This is a genomic window from Komagataeibacter sp. FNDCR2 (genome assembly GCF_021295395.1).
Taxonomy (GTDB): domain Bacteria; phylum Pseudomonadota; class Alphaproteobacteria; order Acetobacterales; family Acetobacteraceae; genus Komagataeibacter.
In genome coordinates this window covers 2,393,896-2,414,929 of sequence record NZ_JAIWOU010000001.1, presented here as the reverse complement: position 1 = coordinate 2,414,929, position 21,034 = coordinate 2,393,896, and the positions used below count along the sequence as shown (strand labels likewise).

The 21,034-nt window shown below is 61.1% G+C and carries 17 protein-coding genes; 3 read left to right on the top strand and 14 right to left on the bottom strand.

The window, feature by feature from the left end:
- Nucleotides 1–145 precede the first annotated feature (145 nt).
- From atzF to LDL28_RS11550, 9 genes are all read right to left on the bottom strand, one after another.
- Complete coding sequence (gene atzF / locus LDL28_RS11590) at nucleotides 146–1,933, bottom strand: allophanate hydrolase (RefSeq protein ID WP_233058688.1); 1,788 nt, start codon at nucleotides 1,931–1,933, stop codon at nucleotides 146–148.
- A 72-nt stretch (nucleotides 1,934–2,005) separates the two neighbouring features.
- Nucleotides 2,006–5,548: an urea carboxylase gene (gene uca, locus LDL28_RS11585; protein WP_233058687.1), complete on the bottom strand. Its 3,543-nt coding sequence runs from the start codon at nucleotides 5,546–5,548 to the stop codon at nucleotides 2,006–2,008.
- A gap of 23 nt (nucleotides 5,549–5,571) precedes the next feature.
- Entirely contained in the window at nucleotides 5,572–6,216 is a 645-nt protein-coding gene (locus LDL28_RS11580) for an urea amidolyase associated protein UAAP2 (protein ID WP_233058686.1), read from the bottom strand.
- 15 nt (nucleotides 6,217–6,231) lie between these two features.
- Complete coding sequence (locus LDL28_RS11575; protein ID WP_233058685.1) at nucleotides 6,232–7,035, bottom strand: urea amidolyase associated protein UAAP1; 804 nt, start codon at nucleotides 7,033–7,035, stop codon at nucleotides 6,232–6,234.
- A gap of 50 nt (nucleotides 7,036–7,085) precedes the next feature.
- Nucleotides 7,086–7,562 carry a CopG family ribbon-helix-helix protein gene (locus LDL28_RS11570; RefSeq protein ID WP_233058684.1) on the bottom strand — a complete coding sequence of 159 codons (477 nt, stop codon included), beginning with the start codon at nucleotides 7,560–7,562 and terminating at the stop codon, nucleotides 7,086–7,088.
- A gap of 13 nt (nucleotides 7,563–7,575) precedes the next feature.
- Complete coding sequence (locus LDL28_RS11565) at nucleotides 7,576–8,487, bottom strand: ABC transporter ATP-binding protein (RefSeq protein WP_233058683.1); 912 nt, start codon at nucleotides 8,485–8,487, stop codon at nucleotides 7,576–7,578.
- Nucleotides 8,487–9,449, bottom strand: coding sequence for an ABC transporter permease (locus LDL28_RS11560; RefSeq protein WP_370636324.1), 963 nt, complete (start codon nucleotides 9,447–9,449; stop codon nucleotides 8,487–8,489). The genes LDL28_RS11565 and LDL28_RS11560 overlap by 1 nt, the downstream gene beginning before the upstream one ends.
- Before the next feature lie 18 nt (nucleotides 9,450–9,467).
- Nucleotides 9,468–10,454 (bottom strand): ABC transporter substrate-binding protein, encoded by a 987-nt coding sequence (locus LDL28_RS11555; protein WP_233058681.1) that lies wholly within the window; start codon nucleotides 10,452–10,454, stop codon nucleotides 9,468–9,470.
- A 171-nt stretch (nucleotides 10,455–10,625) separates the two neighbouring features.
- Complete coding sequence (locus LDL28_RS11550; RefSeq protein WP_233058680.1) at nucleotides 10,626–10,868, bottom strand: hypothetical protein; 243 nt, start codon at nucleotides 10,866–10,868, stop codon at nucleotides 10,626–10,628.
- Between the two features lie 69 nt (nucleotides 10,869–10,937).
- Here LDL28_RS11550 and LDL28_RS11545 point away from each other — a divergent pair, with 69 nt between their 5' ends.
- Entirely contained in the window at nucleotides 10,938–11,573 is a 636-nt protein-coding gene (locus LDL28_RS11545) for a MarC family protein (RefSeq protein WP_233058679.1), read from the top strand.
- Between the two features lie 118 nt (nucleotides 11,574–11,691).
- Here the strand turns inward: LDL28_RS11545 and LDL28_RS11540 are convergent, their stop codons facing one another.
- The 3 genes from LDL28_RS11540 to LDL28_RS11530 are packed head-to-tail and all read right to left on the bottom strand — an operon-like array spanning nucleotide 11,692 to nucleotide 17,459.
- Entirely contained in the window at nucleotides 11,692–13,185 is a 1,494-nt protein-coding gene (locus tag LDL28_RS11540; RefSeq protein WP_233058678.1) for an efflux transporter outer membrane subunit, read from the bottom strand.
- A complete protein-coding gene (locus tag LDL28_RS11535; protein WP_305069307.1) occupies nucleotides 13,185–16,310 on the bottom strand; it encodes an efflux RND transporter permease subunit in 3,126 nt (1,041 codons plus the stop codon). Before LDL28_RS11535 ends, LDL28_RS11540 begins: the two co-directional genes overlap by 1 nt.
- Before the next feature lie 6 nt (nucleotides 16,311–16,316).
- Nucleotides 16,317–17,459, bottom strand: coding sequence for an efflux RND transporter periplasmic adaptor subunit (locus tag LDL28_RS11530; protein ID WP_233058677.1), 1,143 nt, complete (start codon nucleotides 17,457–17,459; stop codon nucleotides 16,317–16,319).
- A 192-nt stretch (nucleotides 17,460–17,651) separates the two neighbouring features.
- Between LDL28_RS11530 and LDL28_RS11525 the strand changes: the two genes are divergently transcribed.
- Entirely contained in the window at nucleotides 17,652–18,341 is a 690-nt protein-coding gene (locus LDL28_RS11525; RefSeq protein ID WP_233058676.1) for a TetR/AcrR family transcriptional regulator, read from the top strand.
- A gap of 8 nt (nucleotides 18,342–18,349) precedes the next feature.
- Here LDL28_RS11525 and LDL28_RS11520 read toward each other — a convergent pair whose 3' ends face one another.
- A complete protein-coding gene (locus LDL28_RS11520) occupies nucleotides 18,350–18,862 on the bottom strand; it encodes a hypothetical protein (protein WP_233058675.1) in 513 nt (170 codons plus the stop codon).
- A 191-nt stretch (nucleotides 18,863–19,053) separates the two neighbouring features.
- Between LDL28_RS11520 and LDL28_RS11515 the strand changes: the two genes are divergently transcribed.
- Nucleotides 19,054–20,076, top strand: coding sequence for an MYG1 family protein (locus tag LDL28_RS11515; protein ID WP_233058674.1), 1,023 nt, complete (start codon nucleotides 19,054–19,056; stop codon nucleotides 20,074–20,076).
- A gap of 40 nt (nucleotides 20,077–20,116) precedes the next feature.
- Here LDL28_RS11515 and LDL28_RS11510 read toward each other — a convergent pair whose 3' ends face one another.
- A complete protein-coding gene (locus LDL28_RS11510; protein WP_233058673.1) occupies nucleotides 20,117–20,986 on the bottom strand; it encodes a hypothetical protein in 870 nt (289 codons plus the stop codon).
- Between the last annotated feature and the right edge of the window lie 48 nt (nucleotides 20,987–21,034).

Below are 21,034 nucleotides of genomic sequence, written 5' to 3'. Positions count from 1 at the left end.
AACAACGATTCGAAACAATTGTTCGTATGGATTCCTTTTACCGTACATCATCGTTACGTCAACGTAACATATGAAAAAAACATCCTTAATTTTAAATAAACAAGTGTGTTTTATTATGTAAAATACGTGACATATGGGGATCGCTTCACATCGTATCCAGATAGTTTTTCCATCCACCAAAAGCGGTAATATCGCGCCCGTTCCTGGCGGCGGCTTCCGCGCAGAGAAAGCCATCCACTTCCTCCCCATCCGCCAGCGTGATCCGTCCAATCGCCATGGGCTGGGGGATTGATGCGACAAACCGGCCAAAAGCCGCCGCGCTCAGTTCATAGATTTCAACCTCCAGCCCGGCTCCGGCAAATCCGGCCTGACGGAACATTCCCGGTTTGGGGGGAGTACTGTCCGGCAATGCGAACAGCCTGTAATCCGGGGCGGTACGTGCCGCCCGCCTGAACACGGCGTTTTCGCGCTCAAGCTGGAAATGCAGCGGTAATCCGCGCAGATGCGCCCCCACTACGGCCAGTAACACGCGATCCGTTTCTTCATGGGGGGGCAGCGATACCGGATGCGGTTTTTCGTGTCGTGCCATCCCGATGGTGTCATCCCCGGCCATCTGGTAACGCTGCGCCAGATCCGCCAGTGCATAATCCGCATTGGCGGGCGCGATCAACGTAACCCCGAACGGCAGCCCGTTACCCCGGAAGCCAGCGGGAACGGCGCATGCCGACATATCGAGTATATTGACGAAGTTGGTGTACGTGCCAAGCAGGCTGTTCGCCGCTATGGGTTCGGCCTTCACCTCGGCGCGTGATACGATGCGGGGCGCTGTTGGCAGCAGCATGACATCGAACTGCCGCCACATCTGCGTGGCCACCTGCTGGAGTTCCCGCTGGCGATAAAGCCCCCGGAAGACATCCGTCGCGCCATATCGCCGCGCATTGTCATAGATGCTGGCGACGGTCGGGTCCATTTCAGCGGCATGCCGCCTGTGGAATTCTTCAATGGCCGTGATCCGTTCCACAACGAACGGGCCATTGTACAGTAATTCCGCGGCTTCGCGTAACGGGGCATAATCCAGTTCGACCGGCGTGCCCCCCAGCGCCTCCATATTCCTGACAGCCTGCTCGTACAGGTCAGCGTTTTCGGTGTCGTTGTCAAAAAACCTGTCCTGCGGGGCAAGGATGCCGAACCGGAAGCTTTCCCCCAATGCGGGACGCGGCACCATCGGACGCGAATAAGGGGTGCGCGGATCCCATGATGCGGCCTTGCGTTCAACCAGAGCGGCATCCGCCACCGAACCCGCGAAAATGGAAATGCAGTCCAGTGATTTACAGGCAGGCACGACGCCCTGGTTACTCAGCACCCCACGTGAGGGCTTGAGGCCCACAATATTATTGAACGCCGCCGGCACCCGACCCGAACCGGCGGTATCCGTGCCCAGCGCGAAGGAAACCAGCCCCGCCGCCACGGCCACGGCCGAACCGGAACTGGAGCCACCCGATACGTACCGGGAATCAAACACGCAGTGCGGCGCGCCATAGGGTGAGCGGGTTCCGACCAGTCCCGTCGCAAACTGGTCCAGGTTGGTCTTGCCAATGACAATCGCCCCGGCGGCTTCAAGCCGCTGCACGACTTCGGCGCTGACCGCGGGCGTGTAGGCGAAGGCCGGACAGGCCGCCGTGGTTGGCAGGCCCGCCACATCGATATTGTCCTTGACCGCGAAGGGAACGCCATACAGGGGCAGGGCATCCATTGACCGGCTTTCCAGAAACGCGGCGCGCTCCAGCAGATGCTCCAGTGGCGCCACGCTGATCCAGACCGCCGGATCCTTTTGCGCATAGGCCGTGATCCGTTCATACACGATCCCAACCAGCGCGGATGGACGCAGGGCGCCGGAGCGGTAAGCATCCAGGACATCACGGATCTGCAACATTGTCGGTAACATCTTCCTGCTCCCTTTTCCTGACATTCCGCCCCCTGACGGGAGCGGGATGGGAGAAAGTATTTACGGGGTGCTGAGCACCATCACCCGTTCGCCACCGCGCACCTCGCGGCCCGTGCGGCACAGGATCTCACTGACCTTGCCGGAGACGGGTGCGACTACCTTCATTTCCGTTTTCATGGCTTCGATCACCAGTACCGCGTCACCGCTGCGTACGGTGTCGCCAACCGAAACAAGTAACTGCCACACATTACCGGGCACCGGACTGTCCACCCCGACATGCCCTTCGGGCAGCACGGTTTCCTCGGCGGCAGGGGCTGTGGCTTCCTCTTCGTAAGTATCCAGCCCCTTCGCGATCCAGTCCTGGCGTTCGGCTTCGAACGCGGCCTGCTGGCGGGCCTTGGCCACCGCGATCTCATCGGCATGCCGCGCAAGGAATGCGCGGTATTCCTTCAGGCTGAAGCGTGTTTCTTCCACCTCGATGGGATAGCGGCCATAGGGAAAGGCGGCTCTCGCTTCCATAAGTTCATCGTGTGAAACAAGGTAGAAGCGGATCTGGTCAAAACAGCGCAGGAGCCACGGCTGGCCATCGCGGAATACCGGGGTGCTGCGCCAGGTATTCCATACCTGAAGGGTGCGGCCGAACAACTGGTACCCACCCGGCCCTTCCATGCCGTAGATACACATGTAGCTGCCACCGATGCCCACGACATTATCCGGTGTCCATGTCCGGGCCGGGTTGTATTTTGTCGTGACCAGTTGATGGCGCGGATCAACCGGCGTTGCAACGGGCGCCCCCAGATAGACATCCCCCAACCCCATGACCAGGTATGAGGCGTCGCATATGATTTTCCTTACGTCCTCGATGCTGTTCAGGCCGTTGATCCGACGGATGAACTCAATGTTGGACGGACACCACGGCGCATTGGGGCGCACCAGTTGCTGGTAGCGCTGCATGGCCAGCCGCGCCTGCTCGTCATCCCACGACAGGGGCAGGTGGACGATACGGCTGGGCACCACGATATCATCGTCTTCATCGGGCAGGGCCTGCTCGATGGTATGCAGCCGTTCCAGCAGCGCCGGCAGGGACAGGCGATCGGGGTCGTAATGCACCTGCAGGGACCGGATGCCCGGCGTCAGGTCGATGATCCCCTCGATCCGATGGGCCTTGATCTGTTCAAGCATGATCTGCACACGCAGGCGCAGGGCGATGTCCAGTACGGGCGCCCCGAATTCCAGCAGCAGGTACGTATCACCAGCCCGGCGATAGACAACAGGCGTAACGCCTGGGGAGCTGAACAGGACCGGCTCCTGCCCGCTTATGGGCTGTTCCAGAAAGGACACGTTCAGTGCGGGTGGCGTGATGCGCCGGAACCTGACCTTGTCGCCCGGATGCAGTTGCCCCATTTTCCATAACTCATCACGCGCCAGCACGGCAGGGCAGACAAAACCGCCCAGACTGGGGCCATCAGGCCCCAGCAGGATGGGCATGTCCCCGGTAAAATCTATGGCGCCGATGGCGTAGGCATTATCATGGATGTTCGATGGATGGAGACCCGCCTCCCCCCCATCCGTCCGGGCCCAGCGGGGCTTGGGGCCGATCAGGCGCACGCCGGTCCGCGCGCTGTTGAAATGGACCTCATACTCGCTGGAAAACAGGGTCTCGATATCGCTTTCAAGAAAGTAGTCCGGGGCGCCGTGGGGGCCGTACAGAACCCCCAGTTCCCATTCACGGGTCAGGACCGGACGGTCTTCCCCGGCTATGGACGTACCTGACGGCGCGGGAAGTCCGGCAACCGGATGGAACCGCAGCACATCCCCCGTCTTGAGCTGTCCTGTCGCGTGCCCCCCGAACTGCCCCAGCATGAAGGTCGCACGCGAGCCAAGATAAGTCGGCGCGTCGATCCCCCCCCTGATGGCCAGGTAGGTCCTGTGTCCCGCCCCCCTGATCTGTCCGATCGCGAGTATCTGCCCCGCCTTAACCGTAACGGGTTCCCAGTACGCAATGGCGTTGCCATCCAGGGTCGCGGGCATGTAGGCCCCGGTCAGGGCGATGACGGCCCCGGCATTGAAACGCAGCACCGGGCCGGAAAGCGTCAGTTCGATCGCCGCGTCCCCTTCGGCATTTCCAACAATCCTGTTGGCCATGCCGAAGCTTCTGTTATCCATGGGGCCACTGGGGGGCACACCCACATCCCAGTACCCCAGGCGACCGGGCCAGTCCTGCACGGTGGATTGCAGGCCGGGTGCAAGAACCTCGATTGTATGGGGAGTATAGGCGAACCCGTTCAGAAACGCGGTTGTGACATCGCCCCCCACCACGGCGGGGTGGGCTGTGATGGCGCGCAGGTAATCCAGATTGCTTTCAAGCCCGTCGATATCCGTCGCCTTCAGGGCTTCATGCAGGTTCCGCAGCGCCTGCGTCCTGTCGTCACCCCGGGCGATGACTTTCGCGAGCATGGGGTCGTAATACGACGTGACCTCCGTCCCGGTTTCGACCCAGCCATCCACACGCACGCCCGGTGCGAAGCTTACGCGGGTCAGGCGCCCGGTCGCGGGGCGGAAATTCTCGGCGGCGTTTTCAGCATAAATCCGGGCTTCGATGGCCGCGCCACGGGGCTTCAGCGTTTCCGGATCCGGCAGGATGAAATCACCGCTGGCCTGTCGCACCATCCATTCGACAAGATCGACACCGTAGATTTCCTCGGTCACGCAATGCTCGACCTGCAGGCGCGTATTGACCTCCAGAAAATAGAACCGGTCCGTCTGCGTGTCGTAAATGAACTCCACGGTGCCAGCGGATTCATACTGCACCGCGGACCCGAGGGCGCGCGCGGCCTCGTGGATATTCCGCCTTGTTTCGGCACTCAGCCCCGGGGCGGGAGTTTCCTCGATGACTTTCTGGTTGCGCCGTTGCAGCGAGCAGTCCCGCTCCCCCAGCGTCAGGATATTGCCTTTGCCGTCACCGAATATCTGCACTTCTATGTGGCGCGCGGATGCTATGAATTTTTCCAGGAAAACCCGGGCGTCACCAAAATTGTTTCCGCCCAGCCGCGATACCCCGTCGAAACAGGCGCGCAGTTCGGCTTCATTGGCGCAAACCTGCATGCCGATGCCGCCACCGCCCGCCGTGCTTTTCAGCATGACGGGATAACCGATACGGACCGCCGCCTGCACGGCCTCGTCGATGGAGGTTAGGATGTCCGTGCCCGGCAGCAGGGGCACGCCATTTTCCACGGCCAGTGCGCGCGCGGTGTGCTTCAGCCCGAAGGCGCGCATATGTTCGGGGCGCGGGCCGATGAAACGGATGCCCTTTTGCGCCAGTCTTTCCGCGAATTCGGCCCGTTCGCTTAAAAAGCCATAACCGGGATGCACGGCTTGCGCGCCCATTTCCACGCAGGCGTCCACAATCGCATCCATGTTCAGGTAGCTGTCCGTTACAGCCGCCCCGCCAATCGTTATGGCTTCCTGCGCCTCGAGAACCGGCGGGGAAAACCTGTCGGCCACCGAACATACCGCTACGGAACCAATATCCATACGCTTGAGGGTACGCGTGATACGACGGACGATTTCACCACGATTGGCGATCAGGACTTTTGAAAACATGGATGCGTTCCAGACGGTCAGGCTCAGGCGGAAACAGGTTCGGTAATGACCACACGGATGGGCGTGGGCACGAACCCGTTGCAGGGATTGTTGACCTGCGGACAGTTGGACAGCACCACAAGCGTGTCCATTTCGGCGCGCAGGTCAACATAGCCACCCGGATCGGACAGCCCGTCGTCAATGACGAGTTCCCCATTTTCCAGAATGGGAACATTCATGAAGAAGTTGACGTTACTGACAAGGTCGCGCTTTCCCATGCCGTACCTGGCCAGTTCCAGCAGGAAGTTCTCGCGGCATGCATGCATGTATTTTGTATCATGCCCGAAACGCACTGTATTGGATTCACAACTGCACGCACCCGCCAGCGTATCATGACGACCGCAGGTATCTTCCACCACGGTCATGAGGACATTGCCTTCGTTGGAATACAGCCGTGCGTCCTTGCCTATATAGGCAGCGCCCTGGTTTATGATCGTATCCTGCGCGCTGTAACGCTCGTGCGTGGCACGGGCATTGTAGAAAAGCGCATCGACGGCCTGCTGGCTTTCCAGATCAATAATGCGCAGGATCTGGCCTTTTTCAACAATGGCGGACCACGGCATGCGCGCGGGCACGACGTGATCCAGTACGGTTCTGGCGGACTGGATCGGGTTGGTATTGGCGGTCATGACAAGATTCCTGAATTAGCGAAACAGCGGGTCCGTGTTTTCAAAACCGCGGCGTGCTTCCTCACAGAAAGTACGACAAAGGTCATCCGCTGCGGGGGCCGGGGCCTGCCAGCGGACGATCTCGATGGGTTCGGGCGCGAATGTCGTATCGGGGCTCAGCGGGTGATAGCAGTTCGAAATACCGACAAGCAGATTCATCTCCGCCCGCAGGTCGACATGCGCGCCAGCCCTGATGCTGTCATCCACCCACGCCAGACGCCCGTCCGGCCCCGCGCTGACATGCGAAAAAAAGTTCATGCAGGGCGGTACATCCCGCACGGTCATGCCATGCTTGCCCGCCATGAGCCGCATATTGTTACGCGTATTGCGCAATGCGGCATTACCGAAGTTCTTCTCGTTACTTTGCGGGGTGCTACCGCCCGCCAGTGCATCATTGTAACCGCCCGTATCACCGATAATGGATGCGAGTACGCGCCCCATGTCCGAAAACAGGACGCGGCCGGTCGACAGCCGCGTTGTCCATTGCAGCTTGACCGTATCGCCCGCGTTGTAGCGTTCGCTCGGGTCATCGGCGTTCCACAGCATGACGGAAACACCATTATTGCCGGATGTATTGATTATTCTCAGCGCCTGACCACGCGGCACGACGGTGCTCCAGTACCATCCACCCGGAACCGTCTCGCGGTGCCTGACTGCATCTTCGGTCATGTCGATGGGTGTGTACACGGGGCGGGATGCCCGCTCTTCTTGCAGGGCGCGGTCACGAAGGTGGTTGTACCTTTCGCGGTACCATGCGGGGGTCTGTTGATCTATCTGCATCTTCTTCATTTCCATTCGTTTTGCGATGACGTTCTGCGCAATACGTAGGTTCAGTCTTCCGCCCCGGCGCGATCGTGCTGGCCCGCGGTATGTACCGGCGGGATAAGGGACGCGATCAGGTGCATGTCACCCGATATGACGCCGGCAAGGGTCTTGAACTGGTTTTCAATTTCCCTGAGCTTTTTTACTTTCCCCTGCACGAGCATGACCTCAAGGGTCTGCCTGCGTATCAGGTTGACATGGAGGGAGCTTATGACCTCGGCCAGGTTTTCATACTGCATGTCCGCAAGTTTCTGTTGCAGGCCGGTTGCGGCATTGTCGTAGAAAAGGATGATGACACCCGCCATCACTTCGTCTTCATTGTCCTGCCGGCACGAAATCAGTTCCTGATGCAGCACGTTCTGGATGGCCTGCGACCGGCTCAGGTACCCTTTCGCCTCCACCATTTCATCCAGATCACGCAGGATGTGGGGGGGCAGGGAAATACTTACGCGACTTACCTGCTCGTCTGTTTTTTTTCTGGCCATGATCCGTCAGCCTCTATTCAACCGTATTCGTTACTAGGGTGAGAAGGGGAATATTCAGGTTGTCCATGTCGGGTTCCGGATCGGCCTGCGTATGGATCAGTTCTTCCAGCCGGGCCTTGGTGGCCTGGAATTCCGCGCTGTCCATCTGCCGCGCGTGCCGCGGCCGTGGCAGGGGAACATCTATGATTTCCTCCACCTTGCCCGGATGCGCCCTGAGCACCAGGATACGGTCGGCCAGATAGATGGCCTCATCCAGATCGTGCGTGATGAATACGATGGTGATGTCAATCTTGCGCCAGATTTCCATAAGGTAGTTCTGCATGCGCACCCGGCTCTGGGCATCCAGCGCGCTGAAGGGTTCGTCCATCAGCAATACCCGTGGCTGCGCGGCCAGGGCGCGGGCAATGGCCACGCGCTGCTGCATGCCGCCGGACAGTTGATGCGGCCATGAATGCGCGAACTGTTCGAGCCCGATGATCTGTAGCCACTGCAGGGCCTGCCGGCGGGCCTCGTCACGGCTGCTGCCAGTCATTTCCATGCCGAACATGACATTCTGGCACACGTTCAGCCACGGAAAGAGGGTGTATTTCTGAAACACCATTCCCCGGTCCGGCCCCGGCTCCGTCACCTGCCTGCCATCAACCAGGATCCGGCCCGAAGTGGCACTTTCAAGCCCCGCCAGAATGCGTACTAGTGTTGACTTGCCACAGCCCGAGGGCCCGACGACGCACACGAACTCGCGCCGGTGCACACCCAGGCTTATATCCTCCAGGGCGACGGTCTGCTTCTTTCCCTGGGTGAAGACCTTGCCGACATGCTCGACCTGCATGACCAGTTCGCGGGCGCGAATACGCGCCATGCGTGCGGCGACATCGGGCGGAAGGTCACGGTAATCCACCGGGCCGGTGGGCGTATGATCGGTCATCACGCGTTCTCCCGCCTTGACCGGAACAGGAAGCGGGCGGCGTAGCCCAGCAGCATGTCACCACCCAGACCGACAATTCCGATAAAGGCCATTGCGGCATAGACATTTTCAAAATGCTGGTATCTGGCCTGCTGGGTGATGAACCAGGTAATGCCCGAGGAGGTCCCGATCAGTTCAGCAACAATCAGATACGTCCATGCCCAGCCAAGCAGAATACGCTGGTCACGGTACAGATCCGGCAAAATGGCGGGCACGATAACGCGAAAGAGAAGGCGCTTGCCGCTTGCGCCCAGCGTGCGCGCCGCCTCGATCAGCGCCAGATCCAGTTTGCGGGTCGTATTGGCTATGACCAGGATCTGCTGGAACAGCGTGCCGATAACGATGATCGCGATCTTGGGGGCATCGTAAATACCCAGGATCGCCACCACCAGCGCGCCAAAGGCGGGTGCGGGCAGGTACCGCAGGAAATCGACCGAGGGTTCAACCAGCCTGGCCAGCGCCGGCAGGGCGCCGCACATGACCCCCAGCGGCACCCCGATGAGGGAGGAGATAAGAAACCCCCAGAAAATGATCTGCAGGCTATGCCCGAACGCCACCAGTATGGACTTTTCCGGACCGGTCGAGGCCGACTGGGTGAAAGCATGGCAGAAGGCCAGCGCCACCTCCCCCGGTGTGGGAAGATAGACGGGATTGGCGGCCACCCCGGTAGGAAGCTGCTGGCCGCTGTCACGCATTTCCTGCACGGCATGGCGGAAGTCCACGCGGTTCATGCGCATGCCGGCTTCCAGATATTCCTCACCACCCGGGTTGGTGATCAGGACCTGCGGATGCCAGATGAACGGCACATAGCTGACAAGGCTCCATATGGACAATGGAATCACTACCGACAGAATACCCAGAACAGTGCGGGTCGATCTGGCAGTATCTTCATATAGCCGCCAACCTGACATGAACCGCGCCATTTCCCTTCCCCCCAATTATTATTGAGCAGCGGCGACGAATGACGGATCGATGTAACGGTTTACGTCCTGATTGACCTTATAGACCCCGTATTTGACATTGAACGTGTCGGCTTCGTGGCTTGAGCCATAAAGGGAGCCCAGGCCGTCCTTCTTTTCAAAAACCTTCCGGTCATCGGCAAGGCTCAGCAGGTGCGTCCCCTTGAGAAGATGGGCATAGGATGCGGGCGCGACACCTGTGCGGGCCGCCATGATGCGCAGGGCATCGGGCTGCGTGGCGGGATCCTCGATGTAACTCACCACATGGTCCCATACCTTTACGAGGCGGCGCCACTGGTCGGCATGGTCCTTGAGGCTGACGGGATCAACCAGCAGCGTATCGTAGATCAGCCCCGGCACTTCATGCGACGTGAATACCGGGCGCGAACCGGGCACCATGCGCAGGGCCTGCCCCGAATTGGGCTGCCACGCGGCGATTGCCGCCACCTCCCCCGAGGCCAGGACCTGCGGCGTCTCGTTGGTCTTGGTATTGACCAGCCTGACGTCCTTTTCGCTCATGTTCGACTTTTCAAGCGCCTTGAGCAGCAGGAGGTGATCGACCAGCCCTTCTTCCACGGCAACGGCCTGCCCCTTCAGCTCCGCCATATCGTGGATGCCGGGCCTGGCGATGATCATGTCATTGCCATCAGAATAATCCGTTACAAGGATCATCCGCCCCTTGTGGCTTACGCCGGTGACCAGCGCGTCACCATTTGTGGCAAGGACGCCGTCCAGCTTGCCCGCCGCGAATGCATCGAGGGACGCGCTGTAATCAAACCACTGGAACTGCGCATCCACCCCGGCTTCGGCAAGCCAGCCCTTATCAATGGCGACCTGCCATGCCACCCAGCCCGGCCAGTCACTATACCCGATCCTGAGGGGTTCGGCGGCATGCGCCGCCTGGGAGACCCCACAGAATGCAATGATTCCAGCCCAGACAGCCTGTTTAAGCGATGGGAAAACCAGCATGAGACCACGGCTCCGGTATTACGGGATTGAGAAATAGTATTACTGATAAATAACCCATAACCCGATTCGTTCCAAGGAAAAAATGTTCCGATTTCCGTACGGCCAGTGCCGTTCGGGCCATTTCCACCCGCCTCAAACCCGTAACGGATTGGTAACGTTTCCCAAATTCCTTCAGGAAATTTGATGTGATGATGGTCCCTGCGGCCGCGTCCCGATCGCGCGGGAGCGGGTCTCCGCGCGTTGCAATGACTGGAAGGCTGTCTGAAAAACCTGCCTTTGAGACAGGCCGCAAAACATAAGAACGTTTTTGGTGAAGCTTTTTTCAAAAAGCTTCACGAAACGCGCCTTTTTGAAAGAAGGCACCAACACATAGCTTCCCTGCCGTGGCCGCGGCGCAAAAAGGTTGGCAGCCATGGATTGTGACCGTATGACGTGTTTTGTTTTTTCCTGACATAATCAGCACATTATGAAAGATACCGACCATTGGACCACACCGAAATCGTCAAGGCGCTCGGCACCTTTCTCGCCATTATGAATCCTTTCCTGAGCCTGCCCGTCTTTCTGGCGATGACATCAGGATTTTCGGTGGCCCAGCAGCGGGTACTTGCCGTGAAGGTCACCCTTTTCTCGGCCATCATGTGTCTGGTCATCCTGCTGGCGGGACAGAAGATCATCAGCTTCTTTGGCATTACCATCGACCAGTTCCGCGTGGCGGGCGGCATTGTTCTGGCCCAGATCTCGTGGTCCATGCTGAATGGCAGCAATATCCCCTCGCATCAGGGCAGCCATCAGGAACAGGCCCAGTTGCAGAACCTGTCGGGGCTGGCCTTCTACCCCCTTACCTTTCCCATGCTGATTGGCCCCGGCACCATCGCAACCATCATCATCTATACCGGGCGTCCCGCCCCCCTGATCGACATACTGGAAATAGGGGGCATTATTGCGGGAATACTGCTTGTTCTGTTCGTGACGCTGTTCTTCGCCTCGGAAATCGGGAAAGTCATGAGCGAGACGATGCGCACCATCACGACGCGCCTTATGGGCATGATCCTGCTGGCCATTTCCGTTGGCATGGTGATCGCCGGTCTCAAGGCGGTACTGCCGGGACTTTCCCGTTAACCCTGTTCGCCATGGAATATGGAACAGGGGCAGACATTCGTGAACGGGCCGGAAGGCTTACGGGCGGGATGCCGGCTGTCAGCCTCCCGCCCGGACACCGCGAAAAGGCCCGCAATCGTCAGTTGGTACCATGCGATGAGTTTGCATGTTTTACCGGGGTATGTTCGGTCCAGCCACCGCCCAGCGCGCGGTAAAGGGTGACAAGGTTCTGGTAGCGCGAAACGGCGATGGAGATCTGCCATTGCTGCGCCTGCAACATGGCGCGCTGCGAAACCAGCGAAGTCAGGTAGGAATCCGTTCCCGCCTCATACCGTAGCATGGCCAGACGGTAGGCGTCGGACGTGGTGGAGACGTATTGATCCATCTGCCCCGTTTCATCGCGATAGGTATCGCGCGCGGCCAGCGCGTCCGCCACCTCGCGGAAGGCGGACTGCACCGTCTTTTCATAAACGGCCATCTTGGAAGCCCGCATGGCGCGCGACGCCTTGAGGTTACCGCTGTTCTGCCCCCAGTTCAGCAGGGGCACCTGCAACTGCGGTGACACCCCCCATGTCGTCGCGGCCGAGGTGAACAGCCTGTGCGGCTGGAGGCTACTGATCCCGTCCGACGCGGTCAGGGTAATGCGTGGATAGAACGCCGCCTTGGCCGCGCCGATATCCGCATTGGCCGCCAGCAGGTCATGCTCGGCCGCCATGATGTCGGGCCGGTGTTCCAGCACCTCCGCCGGCAGGCCCGGCGGCAGGTCCTGCATGATGGTCTGCCGCCCCAGTGGCTGGGCGGGGGGCAGGTTGTCAGGGATCGGCTGGCCGATCAGCAGGGTCAGCAGGTTTTCATCCTGCGCGACATGCCGGCGCGACTCATCGCGGAAGGCCCCGCTCTGCGCAACCTGCGTTTCGGTCTGGCGCACGGTCATCTCGTCCGTTTCGCCATGGGCGAACTGGGCCCGGACCATATCCAGCGTCGCGTTCTGCGAGGCGATCGTGTCATCGGACAGCCGCAACTGCGCCTGATCGCCCAGCCACGAGATATAGGCCGTCGCCACCTGCGATATGATGCTGATCAGCATGGCGCGGGCGTTCTCGCGCTGCATCAGCGCATGCTCCGCCGCCTCACGCGACAGGCTGCGTATGCGCCCGAACAGGTCGATTTCGTAGGACGAGACGCCAATGCCCATCTGGTAGTATTTGAACATGGGCGGATTGCCGGTATCCAGCCCCGGCGCGAAGCTCAGACCCGCAGCCCCCGAGGGACCCTGGTACATCGCTTCCCCTCCACCACCGATAGCGGGGAACAGGCTGGCATGCTGGATGGCAAACTGCCCCTGCGCGCGGCGTATATCCGCCGCCGCCTGCCGCAGGTCACGGTTTTCACGGATGGCGATGGCGATGAGCGCCTTCAGTCGGGGGTCGGTAAAGAATTCCGACCAGCCCAGATCCGCCGCCAGGGGGTTTTCAATCATCGGGTCGCCCGTATTGGCATAGGCGGGCCATGCCTTTGCCAGCGGCGGCGCGGGCCGCTTGTAATGCGGGATCATGGTACAGCCCGCCAGCATGACGGCCGCCATGCTGGCGGCTCCGGCGCGCCTGAGGGTGGAGAATACGACCATCTGCATCACTCCCCCGTTGTCCGTTCGGATACGCGCCGCACACGGAACAGGCGCAGCACGACCACGAAGAACAGCGGCACAAAATATACGGCCAGCAAGGTGGCCGTCACCATGCCGCCCACTACCGCCGTGCCGATCGCGACACGCGCGGCGGAACCCGCCCCACTGGCGATGGCCAGCGGGAACACCCCCACCACGAAGGCGATGGAGGTCATGAGAATGGGCCGCAGCCGCTCGCGCCCGGCTTCCAGCACGGATTCTTCCAGTGTCGCCCCGTTTTCGAAAAACGCCTTGGCGAATTCCACGATCAGGATGGCGTTCTTCACCGCCAGCCCCACCGTGGTCAGCAGCCCGACCTGGAAATACACGTCATTGGCCATGCCGCGCAGCAGGGTGGCCACAATGGCCCCCAGCACGCCCAGCGGAATGACCAGCAGCACGGCGAAGGGAATGGCCCAGCTTTCATACAGTGCGGCGAGACAGAACAGGATGACGATGGCCGCCAGCCCATAAAGCGGGCCGGTTGCCGCGCCCGAGGCCATCTGCTCGAACGACAGGCCGGTCCATTCATACCCCACGCCGGGCGGCAGCTTGGCCAGGATGTCCTTCATCGCGGCGATGGAATCCCCCGAACTGTAGCCCGCGGCAGGCTGGCCCAGGATCTCGAAGGCATTGAGGCCGTTATAATCCTCCACCTTCTGCGGCCCGACGACCCACTGCCCGGAGATGAAGGCATTGAACGGCACCATGCCCCCCAGCGCGTTGCGCATGTACCATTTGTTCAGGTCATCGGGGATCATGCGTGAATCCGGCTCACCCTGGATATAGACCTGCTTCACACGGTCATCGCGCAGGAACTGGTTGACGTAGATCGACCCCAGCGCGCCCTCGATGGTGGTGTTGATATCCGCGATCGTGACACCCAGCGCATTCGCCTTTTCACGGTCGATGTCCAGATGGAACTGCGGCGCGTCCTCCATGCCGTTGGGGCGCACGGCCGTCAGGCGGTGGTCCTTCGCCGCCATGCCCAGCACCATGTTGCGCGCTTCCAGCAGCTTGGCATGGCCCAGATGGCCACGATCCTCAAGCTCGACATCGAAACCCGTGGCGTTGCCCAGTTCCAGCACGGCGGGCGGGTTGATGGCGAATATCTGCGCCACCGGATCCATCCAGAAATGCATCATGATGCGCATGGCGATCGCCGCCGATGTCTGCGTGGCGGAAGGACGCTCATCCCAGTCCTTGAGCCGGATGAAGAAGGCCCCCGCGCTCTGCCCCTGCCCGGCGAAGTTGAAGCCGTTCATGGAATAGACCGATTCGACATTCCCGCCTTCGGTCTTGAGAATGTAGTCGCTGACCTTGCGGTTGACGGCGGCGGTCTGTTCCAGCGTGGACCCGGGGGGCATGGTCACCTGACCGAAGATCAGGCCCTGGTCCTCATCGGGCAGGAAGCCGCCGGGCAGGCGCATGAACAGCCAGCCCACCCCCGCCGTGATCAGCACGAACACCAGCATGGACAGCCCGGTATGGCCCAGCACGCGGGTAACACCCTTCTGGTAGCCTTTGGTCAGGCGGGTGAAGTGCCGGTTGAACCAGCCGGCCGCGCCGGTCGTCTTTTCATGGGTGCCGGGCTTGAGCATGGTGGCGCACAGGGCCGGGGTCATGACCATGGCCACCACCACCGACAGCCACATGGCGGAGACGATGGTGATGGAGAACTGCCGGTAGATCACCCCCGTCGAGCCGCCAAAGGCCGCCATGGGCAGGAACACCGCCGTCAGCACCAGCACGATGCCGACCAGCGCGCCCGAAATCTCATCCATCGACTGACGGGCCGCTTCCTTGGGCGAAAGCTGCTTTTCCGTCATCACGCGCTCGACATTTTCCACCACCACGATGGCGTCATCCACCAGAAGGCCCACGGCCAGCACCATGGCCAGCATGGTCAGGGTGTTGATGGAAAAACCAAGGGCGGCCAGAATGCCGAACGTGCCCAGCAGCACCACCGGCACCGCGATGGTGGGAATCAGGGTGGCACGGAAGTTCTGCAGGAAAATCAGCATCACCACGAATACGAGGGCGATCGCCTCGGCCAGCGTAATGATCACTTCCTTGATCGACAGGACGATGAAGGGGGCCGTATCCAGCGGATAGACGGTCTTCAGCCCCGGCGGGAAGAACTGCTCCAGTTCATGGATCTGCGCGCGCACGGCGTTTTCGGTCTGGAGCTGGTTGGCGCCGGGGGCAAGCTTCAGCGCCATGCCCGATGCGGGCATGTTGTTGTAGAAGGAATGGGTATTATAGGTCTGCGGCCCCAGTTCCACGCGCGCGACGTCGCGTATGCGCACCTGCGAGCCGTCCTGCTGCACCTTGAGCAGGATCTTCTCGAATTCCTCGGGCGAATGCAGGCGGGTCGGCCCGATGATGGTGGCGTCCAGCCGCGCGCCCCTGGTCGCGGGCACGCCGCCAAGTTCACCTGACGAAACCTGGATATTCTGGGTCTGGATCGCCGTCTGCACGTCACCCACGGTCAGGCTGTATTTGTACAACCTGGAGGGGTCGAGCCAGATGCGCATCGCATATTCCGCGCCGAACAGCGTGTGGTCACCCACGCCGGTCACGCGGCTGAGCGGATCGGAAATGTTCGAGGCCACGTAATCGGCGATATCCGCGCCGGTCATGCTGTTATCGGTCGAGATGAAGGCGATGACCATCATGAAGTTCTTGACGGCCTTCGTGATGCTCAGGCCCTGCGCGGTGACTTCCGGCGGCAGCTTGGGCTGGGCGAGCTGGAGCTTGTTCTGCACCTGCACCTGCGCGATGTCGGGATTGGTCCCCTGCGCGAAGGTCAGGTCGATTTCCATCTGCCCGGAGGCATAGGACTGGGCGGAAATATATTCCAGGTGATCCAGCCCGAACATCTGCTGCAAAATCGGGCGCACCACCGTATCGTTCACCGTATCGGCCGAAGCGCCGGGATAGGTGACCGAAATGGCGATCTGTGGCGGGGCGATGGCCGGGTACTGCGCGATAGGCAGGCGCAGGATCGAAACCCCGCCCACCAGCATGATGATCAGCCCGATCACCCACGCGAAAACGGGGCGGTCGATAAAAAAGCGTGACAGTGACATCGGGGGTTATCCTGCCTTGGCGGTGGGGGACACATCCACCGGCGTCACCTTGTCGCCCGGATGAATCTTCAGCACGCCTTCCACCACCACACGTTCGCCATCCTTCAGCCCGTCGGTCACGAGCCAGTCGGTGCCGATGGCCTGCTGCGTCACCACCGGGCGGATGCTGACCTTGCTGTCGCCATCGACCACCCAGACCTGCGCATCCCCGTGGGAGTTGCGCTGCACGGCTTCCTGCGGCACCAGCAGGGCGGCCGGATCCGTGCCTTCGGCCAGTTGGGCATGGACATACATGCCGGGCAGCAGCAGGTGTTCGGGGTTGGGCATGACCGCGCGTACCACCACCGTGGCCGTCGCTTCATCGACGTTCACTTCCGAGAATTCCATGCGGCCGGCGTGTTCATAGGTCGTGCCGTCTTCCAGTGCCACGGTGATGCTGGCGGCGTTGTCGCCCACGCGGGTCAGCCGCCCCTGCGCCAGTTCGCGCTTGAAGCGCAGCAGTTCGGTCGCGGGCAGGTTCACATCCACATAGATGGGGTCAAGACGGGTCACGATCGCGACGTTATTGGTCTGGTTGACCGTAACCAGCGCGCCCACCGTCAGGATGGACCGCCCGATACGCCCGGTGATCGGCGCATTCATATGGGTATAGCCCAGATCGACGCTGGCGCGCTCAAGCTGGCCCTTGGCCGACTGGATGTCGCCCTGCGCCTCACGCTCGGCGGCCAGGGCGTCGTCATATTCCTGCTGGCTTATGGCATGCGCCTTGAGCAGCGGCCCGTACCGGTTCAGCTTGGCGCGGGTCGTGACCTCGTTCCCCTGCGCATGGAGCAACTGCCCCTGCGCCACATCGACCGCGGCCTGATAGGTGCGCGGGTCGATCTGGTAGAGCTGCTGCCCCGCCTTGACATCCGTGCCTTCGACAAACAGGCGCTGCATGATCACGCCGCTGACCTGCGGGCGCACCTGCGCGATTTCAAATGCTTCGGTACGGCCGGGCAGCAGGGTGTGGATTTCCACCGGCTGGGTTCTGAGCGTTACCACCTTGACCGGCTGGGGCGGCATTTTGGGGGGGGCGGCGTGCCGCTGACAGGCCGCGAGGCCAAGAATCAGAGCCGCCGGGGCTACGACACGGGAATAATGCATCATGGTCACCAACCGGCTTACGTGCCGTTACATTTAAAATGTTTCTGAAACACGGCCCTGTCCGTAACGGGCATGGCCGCCATAAGAAAGCCAAATAACGAAACTATTTGGTTTTCAATGGATGGAAAACTATATCGTCTCCATAAGACGGTCAAGCAGGGCATCCACCTAAAAGTGGTCGGGATTATATTACAAATGAGCAGGAATGAGCACGAAACGCGACCATCCGCGCCAAACGGCTGTGACAGCGGGCGGCGTGGCCCCGGCCGGCCGCCGGAAATGGAAGAATGTGAACGTCGCGAACGGATTCTGGACGCCGCGAGCGAGGTGCTCCAGCAATGTGGCTACCACGCCGCGTCCATGGACCGGGTGGCGCAGCATTCGGGCATGTCCAAGCGGACGCTGTACCAGATGTTCGAATCCAAGCAGGACCTGTTCCATACGCTGGTCAGCAGCAGGCTGTTCAATTTCGCCCCCGATCTGTGCCACTACAGCGACGACCCTGTAGAGGAGCTGACCGAACTGCTCATGAACCTGGGCAGCATCATCCTGTGTCCCGACCGGATGAGCCTGATCCGGGCGCTGATTGCCGAATCACAGCAATCGGAAGACATCCGCCACATCCTGACCAGCCTGCGCGCGGGGGGGAAGGATACGGCCCTGACCACGTGGCTGAACTGCTACGTGCAGCGCAAGCATTACGCGGTGAGCGACATATCCATGTACAGCAACATGCTGTTTGGCATGACCGTGGGTGACTTCATGCTCCAGAACCTGGCCTGCGCCTCTGAAACATCGGTTCTTTTGCAGAACATGCGCCCGCGCTTTCATCGCGCGGTACGGATTTTTCTGGCGGGCTTCGCGCAGGGGTGCACCGGCCCGTAGGGGCCTTCCTACAGCTTCTGGCGCATTTCCTGGCGGATCTGGTTGCATTTCTTGGTGAAAATGCTGGCCTGGGATGCCGTCATGAAATTGATGATGAACGCGCCGATCAGTGAACAGAATGACAGCAGGATCACCGCCTTTCCGCCGCGGGTAATCACCCCGTCATAATATTCGGCGGAATACCAGAGCAGCAGAAGGCTCAGGATCGCACCGAAAAAACCCAGAATGCCGGTGGAGCGGATGAGGGAATCCTCTTCATTGCTGAACGAGGAGGATTCCTTCCACAGCAGGTACAGCTTCTGGTTCATTTCCTCGACCTGGCTGTCATAGGCCTTCTGTTCCGCATCGGTCGGCCTGGATGGCGATTTGCGATGCATGTCGAGTTCCTGCTGCGCCTTGGTAAAGACATGCCTGCGTTCCTTGATGGCGGGCAGGCTGATATCCACAAAGCTGAGAATAGCTACATTCAGGCCCGCCGATAACTGGACAATGGCCTGAAAATCACCCCACGTCTGACTCACGCGGTCTCCCCTTTCTCCTCACGTGCCTGCCTGACGATACAACAGCCGCACAGGCCGCAGGAGAGCGCAAAAACGTTAGGCAGGGCTGCATCCTCTGCCGTGGATGCTGAAGTTTATTGTCTTGCCGCGACCTTTGCGGCATGAGAGGGCACGATCAGGAATTCACCTTTTGTCTGCCAGCAGGTTCTGAAATGCCAGAGTACACCCCCATCGGTCTCGATAATGGAACGGCCCCGGTCCGGGCGCTGACCCATTCGGGAAATTTCCACGCCGACGAGACGCTGGGCTATGTCATCCTTCACTATGCGCTCGCGCCCGGGGGGGATCTGCGGGGGCGGGTTCTTGGCGGCCAGCCCGCCGACCGGCTTGATTTCGTCCGCACGAGATCGCCCGAACGCATCGGGGCGGCTGACATCGTGTTCGATGTGGGGGGCCGGTACGAACCTGCCGCAGGGCGCTACGACCACCATATGAAGGACAAGCCCCTGCGCGAGGACGGCACGCCCTATAGCGCGGCCGGGCTGCTGTGGAGGGATTATGGTGTGGCCGCACTCCGCAATATCCTGAAAACACCCGTGGATGACGCCACGCTCGCCACATTGTGGCAGTCCATGGACAAGTCCCTGATCCTGCCAATCGACCAGGATGACAATGGCGTGGTGAAGATGGGTAAGCTCTCGCTGGCCGATATCGTGTCGGCCTGTAGCCCGCCGTGGGACACGGCCGAACTGTACGGCGCGGATGAAGCCCGGGCGCGTGAGGCGCTGGGCTTCGCCAACGCCGCGAGTGCGGTCGCCGCCCATCTGGTCAACATGGTCGATCGCACGCGCGCCAGTCTCAAGGCGGTAAACCGGGTGCTGGCGGCTTATGGGCAGGCGGAAGACCAGCGTATTCTGGTCATGGAAACGGGCATGCCCACCGAAAAGGTGATTTTTGAGCATGACCTTCCGGTTGTGTATGTGGTGTCGCCTGCGGGCCCCGAGCGCTGGAACGTAAAGGCCGTGCCCCCGGTGCGGGGCGATTTCGGGCAGCGGGTGTCCCTGCCGGAAGCATGGCGTGGGCTGGAAGGCGCGGCGCTCGCCACGGCGTCGGGCGTGCCGGATGCGGTCTTCGCCCACCCGGCGCGCTTTATCTGCGGTGCGGCAAGCCGGGAGGGGGCGATAAGAATGGCGCAACTGGCGCTGGAAATCGATGCGGCCACCAGAACCGCGTAACCCTGCGGATCCGGAAGCCATTTGAAAAAAGAAGACACCATCAGGTAGACCAGCGCAGCGGGCGGAAGGCATGGGCCACCGCCATGGCGCGGGCCTCACGCACGGCTTCCGTATTTTGCGCATCAGCATCCTGTGCGGGGGTGATGCCGGCACAGGCGTTGCGCGCGATCTCCAGCAGGACCGCCTTGGGATAATCCTGACCTGACCGGGAGCCATAGGCACAGTAGTCGCAGGTGCAGACCTGCAGCAGCAGATCATAGAGGGCGGGCGCATCGAAGCCCCCGATCTGCTGCAGCAGATCGGTGACGGGACCGGCCCGCACCGGGGAGACACGGTGCACCCGCTCCACATCCGTGCTGGCCATCAGGGCAAGGGTGCGACATTCGGGCGGCACGCCAAAACGCGCGCAAAGCGCCTCGATCCGTGGCCGGGCGCGCTCGGTATGGCGGTAATGATGGGGCAGGTGCTCCGGCGGGGAATCCGTCTTGCCAACATTCATCACCAGCAACGCGAAGCGCACGCTCAGGGGGGCCTGCCGCAGGGCCGCCTCGGCCAGTGTGGCCAGCATATGCGTGCCGAGATCGGTTTCCCCCAGATCATCCGAAATCTGGGGCACACCGAACAGGCCCGCCACCTCCGGCAGGATTTCCTGCAGGCAACCACACTCCCGCAGGGTGCGCAGCATGGTGGCGGGGGCTGGCGCCATCAGGCCGCGCGCCAGTTCAAGCCACATTAGGGATGCAGGGGTGGCGGCCAGCGCACCGGCCTCCATCTGGCCGTACATCCTGTCCAGATCCTCGTCCTCGGCCCGGCATTCGCCCTCGGCCAGCAGGGTGGCCAGCCGCAGCACACCGAGACCCTGATGGGGCTGCAGGAAATCTTCCACCTGTATTGCGGGTTTGCGCGTCATGGAACCGTACGTAACAACATTGAAATAGCTGACAAATTACAAATCCTG

What these genes read in the sequence shown, in the direction of transcription:
- atzF (WP_233058688.1), bottom strand. Translation starts at nt 1,933, where the DNA reads ATGTTGCAGATCCGTGATGTCCTGGATGCTTACCGCTCCGGCGCCCTG.
- uca (WP_233058687.1), bottom strand. Translation starts at nt 5,548, where the DNA reads ATGTTTTCAAAAGTCCTGATCGCCAATCGTGGTGAAATCGTCCGTCGT.
- LDL28_RS11580 (WP_233058686.1), bottom strand. Translation starts at nt 6,216, where the DNA reads ATGACCGCCAATACCAACCCGATCCAGTCCGCCAGAACCGTACTGGAT.
- LDL28_RS11575 (WP_233058685.1), bottom strand. Translation starts at nt 7,035, where the DNA reads ATGCAGATAGATCAACAGACCCCCGCATGGTACCGCGAAAGGTACAAC.
- LDL28_RS11570 (WP_233058684.1), bottom strand. Translation starts at nt 7,562, where the DNA reads ATGGCCAGAAAAAAAACAGACGAGCAGGTAAGTCGCGTAAGTATTTCC.
- LDL28_RS11565 (WP_233058683.1), bottom strand. Translation starts at nt 8,487, where the DNA reads ATGACCGATCATACGCCCACCGGCCCGGTGGATTACCGTGACCTTCCG.
- LDL28_RS11560 (WP_370636324.1), bottom strand. Translation starts at nt 9,449, where the DNA reads ATGGCGCGGTTCATGTCAGGTTGGCGGCTATATGAAGATACTGCCAGA.
- LDL28_RS11555 (WP_233058681.1), bottom strand. Translation starts at nt 10,454, where the DNA reads ATGCTGGTTTTCCCATCGCTTAAACAGGCTGTCTGGGCTGGAATCATT.
- LDL28_RS11550 (WP_233058680.1), bottom strand. Translation starts at nt 10,868, where the DNA reads ATGGCTGCCAACCTTTTTGCGCCGCGGCCACGGCAGGGAAGCTATGTG.
- LDL28_RS11540 (WP_233058678.1), bottom strand. Translation starts at nt 13,185, where the DNA reads ATGCAGATGGTCGTATTCTCCACCCTCAGGCGCGCCGGAGCCGCCAGC.
- LDL28_RS11535 (WP_305069307.1), bottom strand. Translation starts at nt 16,310, where the DNA reads ATGTCACTGTCACGCTTTTTTATCGACCGCCCCGTTTTCGCGTGGGTG.
- LDL28_RS11530 (WP_233058677.1), bottom strand. Translation starts at nt 17,459, where the DNA reads ATGATGCATTATTCCCGTGTCGTAGCCCCGGCGGCTCTGATTCTTGGC.
- LDL28_RS11525 (WP_233058676.1), top strand. Translation starts at nt 17,652, where the DNA reads ATGAGCAGGAATGAGCACGAAACGCGACCATCCGCGCCAAACGGCTGT.
- LDL28_RS11515 (WP_233058674.1), top strand. Translation starts at nt 19,054, where the DNA reads ATGCCAGAGTACACCCCCATCGGTCTCGATAATGGAACGGCCCCGGTC.
- LDL28_RS11510 (WP_233058673.1), bottom strand. Translation starts at nt 20,986, where the DNA reads ATGACGCGCAAACCCGCAATACAGGTGGAAGATTTCCTGCAGCCCCAT.